Annotated in this window: 9 protein-coding genes and 1 pseudogene; 8 read left to right on the top strand and 2 right to left on the bottom strand. The window is 45.6% G+C overall.

All coding sequences use genetic code 11. From position 1 onward, the window contains the following. The 8 genes and pseudogenes from CFE23_RS00350 to CFE23_RS00315 all read left to right on the top strand — a co-directional run. A partial coding sequence (locus CFE23_RS00350; protein ID WP_291082338.1) for a Fe-S-binding domain-containing protein occupies positions 1-838 on the top strand: 838 nt, incomplete at its 5' end. Between the two features lie 3 nt (positions 839-841). Beyond that, entirely contained in the window at positions 842-1,894 is a 1,053-nt protein-coding gene (gene nuoH / locus CFE23_RS00345) for an NADH-quinone oxidoreductase subunit NuoH (RefSeq protein WP_291082336.1), read from the top strand. A gap of 232 nt (positions 1,895-2,126) precedes the next feature. Continuing rightward, a complete protein-coding gene (locus tag CFE23_RS00340; protein WP_291082334.1) occupies positions 2,127-2,672 on the top strand; it encodes an NADH-quinone oxidoreductase subunit I in 546 nt (181 codons plus the stop codon). Further along, the gene (locus CFE23_RS00335; protein ID WP_291082332.1) at positions 2,672-3,193 is read left to right on the top strand and encodes an NADH-quinone oxidoreductase subunit J; all 522 of its coding nucleotides are present in this window, start codon (positions 2,672-2,674) and stop codon (positions 3,191-3,193) included. Before CFE23_RS00340 ends, CFE23_RS00335 begins: the two co-directional genes overlap by 1 nt. A gap of 1 nt (position 3,194) precedes the next feature. After that, the gene (gene nuoK, locus CFE23_RS00330; protein WP_291082329.1) at positions 3,195-3,515 is read left to right on the top strand and encodes an NADH-quinone oxidoreductase subunit NuoK; all 321 of its coding nucleotides are present in this window, start codon (positions 3,195-3,197) and stop codon (positions 3,513-3,515) included. 3 nt (positions 3,516-3,518) lie between these two features. Next, positions 3,519-5,414: an NADH-quinone oxidoreductase subunit L gene (gene nuoL, locus CFE23_RS00325; protein WP_291082326.1), complete on the top strand. Its 1,896-nt coding sequence runs from the start codon at positions 3,519-3,521 to the stop codon at positions 5,412-5,414. Continuing rightward, on the top strand, positions 5,414-6,856 hold the full coding sequence (locus tag CFE23_RS00320) for an NADH-quinone oxidoreductase subunit M (RefSeq protein WP_291082323.1): 1,443 nt from the start codon (positions 5,414-5,416) through the stop codon (positions 6,854-6,856). Before nuoL ends, CFE23_RS00320 begins: the two co-directional genes overlap by 1 nt. Positions 6,857-6,870: 14 nt before the next feature. Next, positions 6,871-8,259 (top strand): annotated as a pseudogene (locus CFE23_RS00315) (NADH-quinone oxidoreductase subunit N). 239 nt (positions 8,260-8,498) lie between these two features. Here the strand turns inward: CFE23_RS00315 and CFE23_RS00310 are convergent. Together CFE23_RS00310 and CFE23_RS00305 are read right to left on the bottom strand one after the other, a co-directional pair. Then, positions 8,499-8,780 carry a hypothetical protein gene (locus CFE23_RS00310; RefSeq protein WP_291082320.1) on the bottom strand — a complete coding sequence of 94 codons (282 nt, stop codon included), beginning with the start codon at positions 8,778-8,780 and terminating at the stop codon, positions 8,499-8,501. Positions 8,781-8,808: 28 nt separating this feature from the next. Next, complete coding sequence (locus CFE23_RS00305; protein ID WP_291082317.1) at positions 8,809-15,387, bottom strand: gliding motility-associated C-terminal domain-containing protein; 6,579 nt, start codon at positions 15,385-15,387, stop codon at positions 8,809-8,811.

Raw genomic sequence — 15,387 nt, 5'->3', positions numbered from 1 at the left:
GGCTTCCTGTGTAACCGGCTGTATGGACGGTATGGAAGTGAACAGCAAGTCATCGCCAAGGGTTGAAGAAGCCAGGAAATCGGTAACGGAATTCCTGTTGATTAACCACCCACTGGATTGTCCGGTGTGTGACCAGGCGGGAGAGTGCGATTTGCAGAACCTGAGCTTTAAGCACGGGAAATCCAAAACACGTTTTATTGAAGAGAAAAGGACGTTTGAGCCGGAAAATATCGGTCCGAATATCCAATTGCATATGAACCGCTGCATTTTGTGCTATCGTTGCGTGATGGTAGCCGACCAATTGACCGACAACCGTGTACACGGTGTCATGGACAGGGGCGATCATTCGAATATTTCCACGTGTATCTCCAAAGCGATAGACAATGAGTTCTCAGGAAATATGATCGACGTATGTCCTGTTGGTGCATTGACCGATAAGACGTTCCGTTTTAAATCCAGGGTTTGGTTTAATAAGCCGTATAATGCACACCGGAACTGTACAAAATGCTGCGGAAAAACGACGGTATGGATGTTCGGAAATGAAATACAAAGGGTTACCGGCAGAAAAGATGAGTTCCACGAAGTCGAAGAATTCATCTGCAACGAATGCCGTTTCGACCACAAAGATGTGAATGACTGGGTCATTGAAGGGCCAAGAAAATTCGAAAAGGATTCTGTAATCAACCAGAATAACTACACCAGGGAATTGGATACGGTTGTCATTGATACCGAAAAGAATATCCTGAAAGGACGCGATCAGGACCGTAAAAAAATCAGTATGCCTTCTGTTCCGCTGAAGCGTGACGAACAGGAAGCATTTAAACAAGGCAATATTTAACGGATGAATAGTGATATAATCATAGAAAAAAGTATTTTCATCTTCGTTATTTTCGGATTGACGATGTTGATGGCGATGTATTCTACCTGGGCAGAGCGTAAAGTTGCTGCCTGGCTTCAGGACCGTATTGGGCCTAACCGCGCCGGGCCACTGGGACTATTACAGCCATTAGCCGATGGACTGAAATTGTTTTCCAAAGAAGAATTTTTACCCGATACACCAAACAAATTCTTATTTGTTGCCGGACCGGCGATTTCCATGAGTGTCGCGCTGATGACCAGCGCGGTGATTCCCTGGGGCGATAAGTTCCACATGTTTGGGCACGACGTAATATTGCAGGCCACCGATATTGATGTAGCATTGTTATACATCTTCGGTGTGCTTTCTGTTGGGGTATACGGAATTATGATTGGAGGCTGGGCTTCCAACAATAAATTCTCCTTAATGAGTGCGATGCGCGCGGCGTCCCAGATGATTTCGTATGAAGTCGCGATGGGATTGTCGATTATTGCTTTGATCATGATGACCGAGTCCTTGAGCCTTCGGGAAATTGCAGCTGGGCAGTCTGACTGGCATTGGAACGTATTATACCAGCCGGTTGGATTCGTTATCTTTTTGATTTGTTCCTTTGCCGAAACAAACAGGACGCCATTTGACCTTGCGGAATGTGAGGCCGAGCTGATTGGAGGGTATCATACGGAATATTCATCGATGCGCATGGGATTCTACCTTTTTGCGGAATATGCCAGTATGTTCATTTCGTCAACGATATTGGCGGTGCTGTATTTTGGCGCCTACAATTATCCGGGGATGTCATGGGCTGTAGAACATTGGGGTGTTAACACTGCCAATGTAATTGGATGTGCGGTGTTGTTCGGGAAAATCTGTTTCTTCATCTTTTTCTACATGTGGGTAAGGTGGACGATTCCGAGATTCCGTTATGACCAATTGATGCGTCTGGGATGGAAAATGCTGATTCCTCTCGCGATTGCGAATATATTCGTGACCGGAATTGTAATGTTGTGGCCGGAGATTATGAAGGCTTTAGGAATGTAATGAAAACACGGAACGCCTAGCCCCGATTGCTTCGCCAATTCGGCCTTTGGCCTCGGGTGCAGCGGAAATCCTTTTTGGATTACCCGGAGCGCAGCGGAGGGAAATCTTCCACGCAGTGCAACGGAGTGGCAGAAAGTTGCTGCGGATAGCGGGATGGGCTTCAAATAATAAAAAAAGGGATTCATTTTTTAGCCTAAAGTCTAGGATCTGGAATCTAAAAATCTGAAATTAAATGTCAATAGAAACTATTTCATTATCGGGAAGGAAAAAGGAGGTTTCGAACAAAAAGATGACTTTTTGGGAGAGCCTCTACCTGGTGGCGATTTTAAAAGGCCTTTGGATTACGATTGGGCACCTTTTTACGCGAAAAGTAACGATTAAATATCCGGAGCAGGTAAAAGAACGCAGCGCGATCTGGCGTGGGCAGCACATGCTGAAACGCGATGAACAGGGGCGTGAGAACTGCACTGCGTGCGGGCTTTGTGCTTTGTCTTGCCCTGCGGAAGCGATTACGATGACCGCTGCCGAACGCAAACCGGAAGAGAAGCACTTGTATCGCGAAGAAAAATATGCTTCTGTATATGAAATTAATATGCTTCGCTGCATTTTCTGCGGATTATGTGAGGAAGCCTGCCCGAAGGATGCGGTGTATCTGACCGAATCTAAAGTGCTTGTGCCTTCGATGTACCACAGGGAGGATTTTATCTTCGGAAAAGACAAACTGGTTATGCCGCTTACGCAGGCGATGCAGAATGCCCAACTTAAAAACGCCAACTAATGTCGACAGCACTACTTATATTTTATATCCTGTCTGCCGTAACGCTTTCGAGCGCTTTTTTAACAATTTACTCCCGGAACCCTATCCACAGTGCGATTTATCTCGTGGTGTGTTTCTTTTCGATTGCAGGGCATTATTTGCTGCTTAACGCGCAATTCCTTGCCATTGTGCACATTATCGTGTATTCCGGGGCGATTATGATCTTGTTCCTGTTTACGGTGATGCTGATGAATTTGAATAAGGAAGACGAAGTGCATAAACCAAGGATGGCGCGATTTGTGGCCATTACGTTGTTTGGTGCCTTATGTATCATTCTTGGCGTCTTGTTTATGAATTCTAAACCAATCTCTGATATTTATGCTACCGATGGTGGCGATTACCAATCGATCAAAGTATTGGGCCGTGTGCTGCTTGATGGCAAGGATGGTTATATGGTGCCGTTTGAATTTGCGTCGGTGCTTTTGCTGGTGGCGATGATTGGAACGGTTTTATTGTCTAAAAAAGAAAATACAGAAAAATAAGATGCAGGATATTTTAGCACAGATAGGCATACAGAATTATATTTTCCTTTCGGCGATATTGTTCTGCCTCGGCGTTTTCGGGGTGTTGTACCGCCGTAACGCGATTATTGTTTTCATGTCGATAGAGATTATGCTGAATGCGGTTAACCTTTTGTTTGTAGCGTTTTCGACGTACCATCAGGATGCACAGGGGCAGGTTTTCGTGTTTTTCTCGATGGCAGTTGCTGCCGCTGAAGTGGCGGTTGGGCTTGCGATTGTGGTTTCGATATTCAGGAATATAGGCTCGATCGATGTGGCCAAGTTAAAAAAATTAAAAGGATAATTAATGGATACCAATTTAGCTTTAGTACTATTATTAACGCCACTTGCAGGATTTCTGATCAATGTATTCTTTGGCAAGAGCCTGGGCAAAACCGTTTCCGGTGTTATCGGTACGGCCGCTGTGGTGGTTTCCTTTATTGTGACGGTAGTGTTTTTTATGCAGGTGAATAGTGGCCAGCCGGCAGTCAGCATTAAGCTGTTTGACTGGATGAAGGTCGCGAATATCAATATTGATTTTGGATTTTTACTCGACCAGCTGTCGCTATTGTGGCTGATGTTTGTTACCGGGATTGGTTCGTTGATTCACTTGTATTCGATCAGTTATATGCATGACGATGAGAATATGCATAAATTCTTTGCTTACCTGAACCTGTTCATCTTCTTCATGATTACGCTCGTTATGGGTAGTAACCTCTTGGTGATGTTCATCGGATGGGAAGGCGTTGGACTGTGTTCCTACCTGCTCATCGGTTTCTGGTATAAAAATCAGGATTACAATGATGCGGCAAAAAAGGCTTTCATCATGAACAGGATAGGGGATTTGGGATTGTTAATCGGAATTTTTATTCTTGGCGCTTCTTTCTCGACACTGGATTTTGTGACTTTAAAAAGCCAGATCCTTGGTGGAGCTGATTACCGTGATTTCTGGATTGCCATAGCGGCGTTGGCGTTGTTTATAGGTGCCTGTGGTAAGTCGGCGCAAATTCCATTATACACCTGGCTTCCTGATGCGATGGCCGGACCGACACCTGTTTCGGCCTTAATCCACGCGGCAACGATGGTGACTGCGGGTATTTTTATGGTGACGCGATTGCATTTCTTATTCGACCTTGTCCCTGAAGTTCAGAATGTCATTGCTTTGGTCGGTGCCATTACCGCGTTGGTAGCTGCCACTATTGGACTCGTGCAAAACGATATTAAAAAAGTACTTGCTTATTCTACGGTATCACAATTGGGGCTAATGTTCCTTGCATTGGGGCTTGGTGCCTATGAAGTGGCTGTTTTCCATGTGATTACACACGCGTTCTTTAAGGCTTGTTTGTTCCTGGGCTCCGGGTCTGTCATTCATGCATTGCATGGCGAACAGGACATGAGGAATATGGGTGGATTAAAGAAATACATGCCTATTACGTTCTGGACGATGATGATTTCCACGCTGGCCATTTCGGGGATTTTTCCATTTGCAGGATTTTGGTCAAAAGATGAAATTTTGATGACTGCTTTTGAGCACAATAAAATATTATATGTGATCGGATCTATAGCTTCCATCATGACGGCTTTTTATATGTTCCGATTGATGTACCTGACTTTCTTCAGGGATTTCCGAGGCACGGAAGAGCAAAAACACCACTTGCATGAAAGTCCATCTTTGATTACGTTTCCATTAATTGTTTTGGCCATCCTGGCAACTGTTGGCGGTTTGATAAGCCTTCCTACAGGAAGCTGGCTGAACCATTACCTGGCACCTCTTTTTGAGGGAGGCGTAAAAGAAGCACACGAAGGATTGACAAATGAATCGTATATGCTGATGGGAATTGCGCTCGCCGGTGCTATTGTAGGTATCGTGATGGCACGGATGAAGTACCTCAAAGGGAATCAGGTTCCACCACCCGATGCGGAGATTACAGGCGTAGCTAAAGTGTTATACAACAAATATTATGTTGATGAGATTTATGAGTTCTTATTTGTAAAACCAATAAATGCCTTGTCGGTGTTCTTCCGCGACTATGTTGAAACGGCTTTGTCGGCTTCAGTCTTCGGGTTGGGTAAGGCAGCTAACGAACTTGGTTTTTACGGAAGGAAACTTCACAACGGAAGTATCGGCTTGTATTTATTCGCATTTGTACTGGGCCTTTGTGCTATATTTTTATTCATTTTCAGCTCAATAATTTTTACATAATGGATGTAACTTACCTATTAATACTGCTGCTGGCAGGAGCATTTGTAACGTATTTTTCGGGCGATAAGGCCGCGCCAAAAGTGGCTTTGTTCTTCGGATTGGCATCACTTGGTGTTTCGGTGTATCTTTTGAACCTGTATAACGCCGGACAAGATATCAATTTCAGCTGTCCGTGGATTACCAAGCCCAATATTGCTTTTGCGCTTACCGCTGACGGCTTGTCGATGGCAATGATTTTGCTGACAACTGCATTGACACCGATTATCATACTTTCCGGTTTTGGCAACCAATTTAAAAATGCCAAATCCATTTATGCTTTGATTTTGTTCATGTCATTTGCGATGGCAGGTACGTTCCTGGCATCGGACGGACTTTTATATTATATTTTCTGGGAGCTTTCCCTAATCCCGATTTACTTTATAGCGTTGATTTGGGGTAACGGAGATGCTGAAGAGCGTAAGAAGGCTGTGGTGAAATTCTTCATTTATACTTTCGCCGGTTCACTATTCATGCTTACTGCTTTTGTCTATCTATACCAAAAGGCAGGAAGTTTGCTTATCGAAGATCTATATAAATTAGATCTTTCTGCGAATGAGCAATTGTGGATTTTTGCGGCGTTTTTCTTAGCGTATGCCATTAAAATACCGATCATTCCTTTTCATACCTGGCAGGCCAATGTATACCAGAAAGCGCCTACCATGGGAACGATGCTTTTGTCTGGGATTATGCTTAAAATGGGATTGTACAGCGTCATCCGTTGGCAATTGCCGATTGCGCCTTTTGCCGCGAAAGAATATAAAGACATCTTGATTGTATTGGGCATTGCAGGTGTCATCTATGGCTCAATACTAGCTTTGAGGCAAAAAAACCTGAAGAAATTGCTCGCGTATTCTTCATTGGCACACGTTGGACTTATTGCTGCCGGTGCTTATGCTTTAAACGCTGATGGCTTAAACGGTGCGGTATTGCAAATGATTGCACACGGTTTTGTGGTCGTCGGTTTATTCTTTGCAGCCGAAATCATTTATCGGAGATTTGAAACCCGAACCATCTCGGAAATGGGTGGTATCCGTTTACAGGCGCCAAAGTTTACATCGATGTTTATGATTCTTGTTTTAGCATCTGTAGCACTGCCTTCCACATTTAATTTCGTTGGGGAGTTTACAGTACTCTACAGCCTGTCACATGTCCATGTGATGTACGCTGTGTTTGGAGGGACAACCATTATTTTGGGCGCTTATTATATGCTTAAAATGTTTCAGCAGGTCATGTTGGGTGACGTCAGCAAAAAGAGAAATGCTTTCGCCGATATTAATGCAACCGAAGCAATTGTAATGGTTTCTATCATTGGGATCTTGTTTTTCTTCGGAATGTACCCAAAGCCAATTACCGACCTGATCGCGCCCAGCATCGAAAATATCGTATCACATATCAACAGATAATAGTCAGATAAAAAATGAACTTATTAATAGCTATCACCGGATTAGGAATTTTATGCCTTTTGTTTGAGATTCTCAACTTAAGGAAAGCGTTGGTGCCGCTTGTCATTCTGGGCCTGTTGGGCTGTCTTGCCATTGATGTGTATGAGTTTGGTACTGTCGTATCGTCAAACAACAACATGATTGCGGTAAATAATTTTTCTGCGGCATTTTCCGCGCTTTTTATCATCCTGACAATATTTCTGGTGGCTTTAAGCCATAACTTCTACGAAAACCACCAATCAAAAATTTCTGATTATATTGCCATTAAGGTGTTTATGCTGGCAGGATGCGTGGCATTGGTATAATTTCAAAACCTTGCGATGTTTTTCCTTGGAATTGAAGTGTTGTCGATTTCTTTGTACATCCTTGCCGCGAGTAACAGGCTCAACATAAAGAGCAACGAAGCGGGAATGAAGTATTTCCTTATGGGGTCTTTTGCGTCCGCTATCCTGTTGTTTGGTATTTGCCTTATTTATGGTGCTATTGGAACTTTTAACGTTTACGACGCCGGCACGGATGTTCCAAGCCTTCAGTTGGCTTCGGGATCTGCTGCGGTAGAAGAATGGCTGCCGATTGGGACGATCTTGCTCAGTATCGGGTTGCTGTTTAAAATTGCAGCAGTGCCATTCCACTTTTGGGCTCCCGACGTGTATCAGGGGTCTCCTGCGTTAACGACCGCTACGATGAGTACCATCGGTAAAGTTGCGGCAATGGCGGCCTTTTTCAAGCTTGCTGTGGTGATGAATGTGAATCTTCCAGCCGCACAAAGCGTGATTGTTGTGGTGTCTATACTATCGATGAGTGTGGGCAATATCATGGCACTGCGTCAGTCCAATGTGAAAAGGATGTTGGCATTTTCGGGCGTATCGCATGCAGGGTTTATGCTGATGACATTGCTTGGAACGGAAAATCCTTCCGGGACGTTATTTTATTATAGTGCAGCGTATGCGCTTGCCGGAATTGCGGCGTTTAGCGTAATTCTATACGTGTGTAAAAGTCGCGATAATGAAGATATTACCAACTTCAACGGGCTCGGGAAAACAAATCCTTTGCTGGCTGCGGTGCTTACCGGCGCCTTGTTGTCTATGGCCGGAATTCCAATTTTCGCCGGTTTTTTTGCCAAGTTGATTTTGTTTGGACAGGTAATCAGTGCAGGTTATATTGCGTTGGTGATTGTTGCCGTAGTTAACTCCATTATTAGCGTCGGATATTACTTTAAGCTTATTCTGGCCATGTATACGAAAGAACCAAACGAGGAACGTACAGGAACGCCTATTTTGATTTATGCCACAGCAGTGATTTCAATTTCGTTGAATATTGCCATGGGATTGTTTCCTTCGGTAATTATAGACCTGCTTTCGTAATAGCTAAAATATGATATACTTAAAAGCCCACTGGTTATAGTGGGCTTTTTTGTTTTTATTTTTAGAGTAATCGAATCATTTGCTATTCCATACAAATAGTTCATCGATTGGCTTGGGCATTTTGCGTAAGCGAATCAACGTTTGGCAACTTGCTAACTTGAGTCTAAACGCCCTTATTAGCACGCGGCAATTCAGGATTTAAAAGCCCTATCTCCACACTTGGTTCCTGCTTTGCTTAATTACACAATCCTATCCCGGTTCATCATATAATAGATTCCGACAAAAAAACCGAGTGTAATAAAACCAATAGTCCATAAAGTCTTTTCTGAACTGTCAATTTTGATGGATTTATTGACTTCGTATATACCGAGCGCTATGTAGGCAATCGTGCATAGCAGCGCGATTACCAGAAAAAAATTGGAATTGTCGATATGGTTTATTTTAAGGATAGCGCCTAAAACTCCAAAAAAGAAGGCGAGGGCATATGCCCGTCTGAAAGGATTATTTTGCTTTACGTTCATTAACATCTAGCTGCTTTTTGTCTTACAATTATCTGTTGAGGTAAACCCATCCCGTTTTAGAAGTCCCATCGGTTAAATAAGCCACATAGAAATAGGTTGCAGTGGGCAACTGTTCGCCATTGTCAGCCTCGCCGTTCCATTCATTGTTGTAGTTGCTGAATGTGTTCACTTTCTTTCCGTAGCGGTTAAATAACTCCAGTTTAACGATATCACAACCAACAACTTTGAATGTGTCGTTTTTACCATCGTTGTTTGGAGAGAAGCCTTTCGGAAGGCTGCAACCTGCAACCAGGGTCACTATTTCGCTATACTCACATCCGTTTTGGTCCCTTACCGCAATGGTATAATCGCCAGGCCCCAGATTTGTGAAGGTCGTTTCGGCAGAAAATGTCCCGCCCTCGATGCTATACACAAAAGGTCCTTGTCCGTCGTTTACACTTTCTACTTTGATCTTACCGCTATCGCTTTCTCCCTGAGGGTTGATTGCGGTCAATTGTAGGTCACTAGGAGAGGTATTGATGACGATCTGGATTGTAGTCGGGCTTCCGCACTGGCTTTGGGGTGTAAACGTATACGATCCGCTATCCGAAATTGCCGAAGGGTTCCAAATTCCCGCTACGCCATTGTTTGACGTGGCCGGAAGATCAGGCAGGGCAAATCCCGCACAGAAGGGACCGATGGGGTCAAATACCGGAGTTACTAATGGCGCAACAGGCACGAAAATCGTAGTTCCTACAGCACATTCGCCTGCGGTTGGTGTAAATGTATAGAGCGTGGTTGCTGTTGTATTTACCGTGGCAGGATTCCAGGTGCCCGATATGCCGTTAGGGGATACCAGCGGAAGCACTGGTGGCACGCTGCCCGGGCACACGGGTGCGATCGGATCAAAATACGGCAGGATTTTTTCAGTGACAATAATAAGTATTGTCTTTGTTGAGGCGCACTGTCCGGGTGAGGGAATAAAAGTGTAGATGCCGTTTGCCGTATTGTCAACGATTGGCGGAAACCAGGTCCCTGTTATTCCGTTAAGGGATGTGTTCGGTAAAATAGGTGCAACCGATTGTTCACAGATTGGATCGATGACATCAAATACTGGCACTGTTACAGGGAGGACTGGAATAGTCATCGTTGTACCCGTTGCACATTGTCCGGGATTTGGGGTAAATACATACGTTCCAGTATTTTGATTATCAACCACTGATGGATTCCAGCTGCCCGCAATTCCGTTGTTCGAAATTGTAGGTAGTATAGGTGCATTACTTCCCGCACAAACGGTAGGGATTTGGGTGAAGACCGCGGTCGATGGCGTAATGACTGTCACGCTTATTGTCACAGGTGCTGCACATTGGCCGTTAGCTGGAGTGAAAGTGTAAGTATCCGATGCGGTATTGTCAATCACCGCAGGATTCCATGTTCCTGTAATACCATTGTTTGAAACATTAGGTAGCAATGGTGCTGTTTCGCCCGCACAAAATGATGGGATCGGGTCAAATATTGCAGTCACTGCCGGAATAACGGTAGTCGAAATGGTAACGGGTAGCCCACACTGATTTGGGTTTGGTGTGAAAGTGTAATTCGCCGAATTGATGTTGTCAATCACAGCGGGACTCCATGTTCCTGATATTCCATTATTGGAGGTTGTCTGAAGTAACGGGCTGATTGTTCCTTCACAGAAAGGTGCAATCGGATCAAAGATAGGGAGTGTTGCAGCATTTCCAATCGTAATAAAAACAGTCAGGATGTTGCTGCATTGTCCTGCATCGGCAGTAAAACTGTAACTTCCTGAAACCAGGTTGTCAACAATGGCCGGATTCCAGGTTCCTGAAACCCCATTGTCTGAAGTTAAGGGTAAAACTGGAGGCACAGATCCGCTGCAAACTGTAGTGGCAAAACTAAAAGAAGGAATGACAAAGCTATTAACGGTTTGTGTGAGGGTTACAGCCTGCGCGCACTGTCCTGCGTCAGGGGTAAAAGTATATACCGCTGAAGTGGTATTGTCTACCACCGCCGGAGTCCAAACGCCCGTATATCCATCATTGGAAACCGAAGGCAGTAAAGGAGGAGCGTCGCCCACGCAAATTACCGGTAAAAGATCAAAAACAGGGCTCGTCAGCGGTGTCACGATAATATTGACGGTGACAGTGGCAAAACACCCAGCGTCGGTTGGTGTAAAAACATAAATTCCAGAGATGGTATTGTCTATTACGGACGGACTCCACACTCCCGTAACGCCATTTAGTGATATAGAAGGCAATGCAGGGGCGGGTTCGCCAAAGCAGATTGAAGTCGGGATTGGATCAAATTGCGGAGTAATAGTGGGTACTACCGAAATACTAACGGTAGCGGGATTTCCACATTCTCCCGGATTTGGGGTAAAGGTATAACTCCCGTCAGTGGTGTTATCGATAACCGCAGGGTTCCATGTGCCTGAAATCCCGTTGTCAGAGACTAGGGGTAATGCAGGCGGAATATTGCCGCTGCACACCGTGGAAGGAACAGAGAATTCCGGATTGATAATCTGGACCGCTTCAATATGGATGGTGGTAACCAAACCACACTGCCCCGGATCGGGAGTGAAAACATAATCAGCAGAAACCATATTGTCCACAGTGGGGGGATTCCAGGTGCCAGTAATTCCATTGCCAGACAGATTTGGCAATACTGGAGAAACGCCTCCGATACATACGGTATTGAGTGCAAATAATCCTGGAATCAAAGGATCCACGTTAATGGTCAAACTCGTAACGCCGGCACATTGTCCAGCATCGGGGGTAAATATGTAATTACCATCCGCGGTGTTGTCTATGGTTGGGGGATTCCACGTCCCTGAAATGCCTTCAAGGGATATAGCGGGAAGTATATTTCCGGCGCTGCCATAGCAAATAGGTCCGATTGGGTTGAACGTCGGAATGATGTTTGGGCTTATGGTTATTTGCAAAGTGTTTACCAACGCGCACTGTCCTGCATCAGGTGTAAACACGTAAGTATTGCTGGTCAGGTTATCGATTACCGATGGGTTCCAGCTGCCTGAATACCCTTCGTCGGAAATATTTGGAAGTACCGGTGGAATATCTCCACTGCAAATGGACATCGGGAACGAGAATGTGGGTAGCGATGGTGGATTAACGGTCATGACCAAAACTGCAGGATCCGAACAAAATGAAGCATCCGGAGTAAAAACATATGTTCCTGAAATACTGTTGTCGATTGCTGCTGGATTCCAGGTGCCCGTAATGCCATTTACTGAAGTTAACGGCAGCGCTGGAGGAACATCGCCGAAACAAATTGGAATCAGCGGGTCGAATATCGGCAGTATTCTTGGATTAACCGTAACGTCTATCGTGGTCACGGTACCACACTCACCCGGATTTGGGGTGAAAGTATACGTTCCGGAAACCGCGTTGCTGATGTTTGCAGGATTCCAGGTTCCAGAGATGCCATTATTAGAAACTGCCGGTAATAACGGTATAGCATTCCCAAAGCAAATCGGGGCGATGGGGTCAAAGTCGGGCGTTACAATTGGATTTACGCTTATTGTTATCGATGCGCCAGGTGCCGCACATTGTCCTGGGTCTGTAGTAAACACGTAAGTGCCGCCATTGATCGCATCAACTATCGGCGGAGCCCAAGTTCCCGTAATGCCATTGTCGGAAACGGAAGGGAGCAACGGTGCCGCTTCCCCCGTACAAATTTGGGTGTCTACACTGAATGAAGGAACCAATATCGGATTAACAATGATGGAGAGTTGTGCAGTTAACGTACATATGCTACCGGGATCCGGGGTAAAAGTGTATGTCGCAGAAGTGGTGTTGTCTACCGTTGCGGGATTCCATGTTCCTGACACGCCATTGTTGGATACCAGCGGTAGGATGGGAGCAGGAGCACCAGCACAAAAAGGTGCAATAGGATCGAAAACAGGAACTATAGTTGGATTGACAACCACATCGACCGTTGTTACCGACCCGCATTCCCCCGGATTTGGAGTAAAGGTATAAGTGCCTGAAATATTGTTGTCAATAGTTGGTGGATTCCAGGTGCCTGAAATGCCATTGTTGGAAACCAATTGTAATATGGGTGAAGCATTTCCTGAACACAACGGGCCTATTGGATTAAAATCAGGTAACAGTATCGGATTTACGGTGATGTTTAGTGTAGCGGGAAGCGCACATTGTCCTGCATCAGGCGTAAAGGTGTAATTTGCATCAGCCGTGTTGTCGACGATGGCAGGATTCCAGGTTCCGGTGATGCCATTAGTTGAAACCAAAGGAAGCGGTGGCGCCGCCGACCCGGTACAGATTTGCGTATCCACATTAAATATTGGCGTAACATTTTCATTTACCGTTACTGTGATTTGTGTGTTTGGTGTACACACACTTCCCGCATCTGCTGTAAAAGTATAGGTTGCCGTCGCCGTATTGCTTACGGTTGCAGGGTTCCAGGTTCCGACAACACCGTTATTGGATGTCAATGGAAGAATCGGTGCCGTTGCGCCATTGCAGATAGGTGCAACCGGATCGAAAATCGGAATAATGACGGGATTGACGGTTACATTGATAGCAATGGCTGAAGCACATTCTCCCGGATTTGGCGTAAAGGTATAGACGCCGGAGAGCATATTGTCAATTACAGCAGGACTCCATGTGCCTGAGATACCGTTATTAGAAATTGATGGCAAGGTTGGTGCGACATCGCCGGCACAAAACGGGGCGATAGGATCGAAATCGGGGACAAGTATTGGATTCACTTCGATTGAAACTACTGTTGTCGTAGCACAAAGTCCGGCATCCGGGGTGAACGTGTAGGATCCATCAGCCGAATTGTCTATCACTGCCGGATTCCAGGTTCCCGTAATTCCGTTATCTGAAATATTTGGCAAAAGCGGCGCAACACTTCCTGCACAAATTTCTGTGTCTACGGTAAATGTGGGTATGATATTGTCCTGTACGACGACCGTGACCTGTGCCGTTAAAGCACATTGCCCCGGATCAGGAGTGAAAGTGTACGTTGCAGTAGCTGTATTGCTTACACCAGCCGGATTCCATGAACCGTTTACGCCGTTATTGGATACCAACGGCAATATCGGGGCGATTGCATGCTCACAAATCGGAGCGATAGGGTCAAAAGATGGTGTAACATTATCCTCAATCGTAATTGTCAACGTAGTTGTGACCGCGCATTCGCCCGGATCGGGGGTAAAAGTATAAGTCGTTGTGGTTGTGTTATTAATGATTGCCGGATTCCATGTTCCTGAAACACCGTTATTTGAGACGGCGGGGAGCAGGGGGACAATACTTCCTGAGCAGATCGGCAGTATAGGGTCAAAAGTCGGTGTCAGGATCGGATTTACAGTAATCGTGATCACGACAGGTTCAGCACATGGACCAGCAAGGTCTGGCGTAAAAGTATAAGTTCCGGTAGCGGTGTTACTCACAATTGCCGGAGTCCAGATGCCGTTAATTCCATTTGTCGATGTAGGCGGCAATGCCGGAGCAGGATCACCCACACAAATTGGGTCTATCGGGTCAAAAAGCGGAATTTCATTCGGAATTACCTCGACTTGCAAGGTTTCGGTTGTACCACATTGACCTGGGTCGGGCGTAAAAGTATAGGTGGTTGTTGTGGTGTTATTTACTACAGCGGGGGTCCAGGTTCCGGTGAGGCCGTTAAGGGAAGTCGTTGGAAGTGCGGGTGGCGCCGAATTTTCGCAAATAGGCGCTACCGGATCAAACGTGGGGATGGTATTCGGAATAATGGTTACTGGCAACGTAAACGGCGGAGCACACTGTCCCGCATTCGGCGTAAAAACATAACTTCCGGATACAGTATTGCTAATTGTTGCTGGGTTCCAGGTTCCTGTGATTCCATTGGTCGACACAGGCGGTAATGCAGGACTCGGCAGTCCTTCGCAAACCGGAGGCAGTGGATCAAAGGTAGGATTAATAGTAGTAACGGTTATCGTGCGGATCAATGGCACGGCACATTGCCCTGCATTCGGGGTAAATGTATAATTTCCGCCAACCTGATTGTTTATCGTTGAAGGACTCCAGGTACCCACAATTCCGTTGTTTGATAACGCAGGCAATGCAGGCGCAGGCTCGTTGAAGCAAATCACAAAAGGTACCGAAAACGTGGGGGTAACATTGTTTATCACAAAAATCGTGAGGCTTAAGGTTTCTGCACATTGCCCGGGATTGGGTGTAAACGTATAGGTTGCTGTCGCTGTATTGCTGACAACTGGCGGACTCCATACACCCATAATGCCGTTGGTGGAGGATGTGGATAAAATGGGAGCGACTCCGTTCCGGCAGATGGCAGGCACAATGGCGTCAAAGGCAGGCACGATCTGATCTTCAACAGTAACATTTGCTGTTGTTTGCGGCGCTGAAGTGACACCGCAACTGTCCGTTATCGTTAATGAATATGTGCCGGAATTTGTTAGTTGTGCTGAAATGACAGGGTTCTGTGCCAATGATACATAGCCGTTGGGGCCGGTCCAGGTGTAAGAATATGGCGGTGTCCCTCCCGATGGGTTTGCTGTCAGCTGTAAAACGCCATTTTCGCATACCGTTGTAGTGGAAACGGTCGGATTGGTAACCGGATTTGCCAC

This window comes from Flavobacterium sp. BFFFF1 (assembly GCF_002256285.1).
In the GTDB taxonomy this organism is placed as follows: domain Bacteria; phylum Bacteroidota; class Bacteroidia; order Flavobacteriales; family Flavobacteriaceae; genus Flavobacterium.
Note: the sequence above shows the minus strand (reverse complement) of the source record. Positions and strands in the feature narration are given on the sequence as shown.

Excerpts from the sequence above, each read along its gene's own strand:
- CFE23_RS00335 (WP_291082332.1), top strand. The coding sequence starts at position 2,672 with ATGTCGACAGCACTACTTATATTTTATATCCTGTCTGCCGTAACGCTT.
- nuoH (WP_291082336.1), top strand. The coding sequence starts at position 842 with ATGAATAGTGATATAATCATAGAAAAAAGTATTTTCATCTTCGTTATT.
- CFE23_RS00320 (WP_291082323.1), top strand. The coding sequence starts at position 5,414 with ATGGATGTAACTTACCTATTAATACTGCTGCTGGCAGGAGCATTTGTA.
- CFE23_RS00310 (WP_291082320.1), bottom strand. The coding sequence starts at position 8,780 with ATGAACGTAAAGCAAAATAATCCTTTCAGACGGGCATATGCCCTCGCC.
- nuoK (WP_291082329.1), top strand. The coding sequence starts at position 3,195 with ATGCAGGATATTTTAGCACAGATAGGCATACAGAATTATATTTTCCTT.
- nuoL (WP_291082326.1), top strand. The coding sequence starts at position 3,519 with ATGGATACCAATTTAGCTTTAGTACTATTATTAACGCCACTTGCAGGA.
- CFE23_RS00340 (WP_291082334.1), top strand. The coding sequence starts at position 2,127 with ATGTCAATAGAAACTATTTCATTATCGGGAAGGAAAAAGGAGGTTTCG.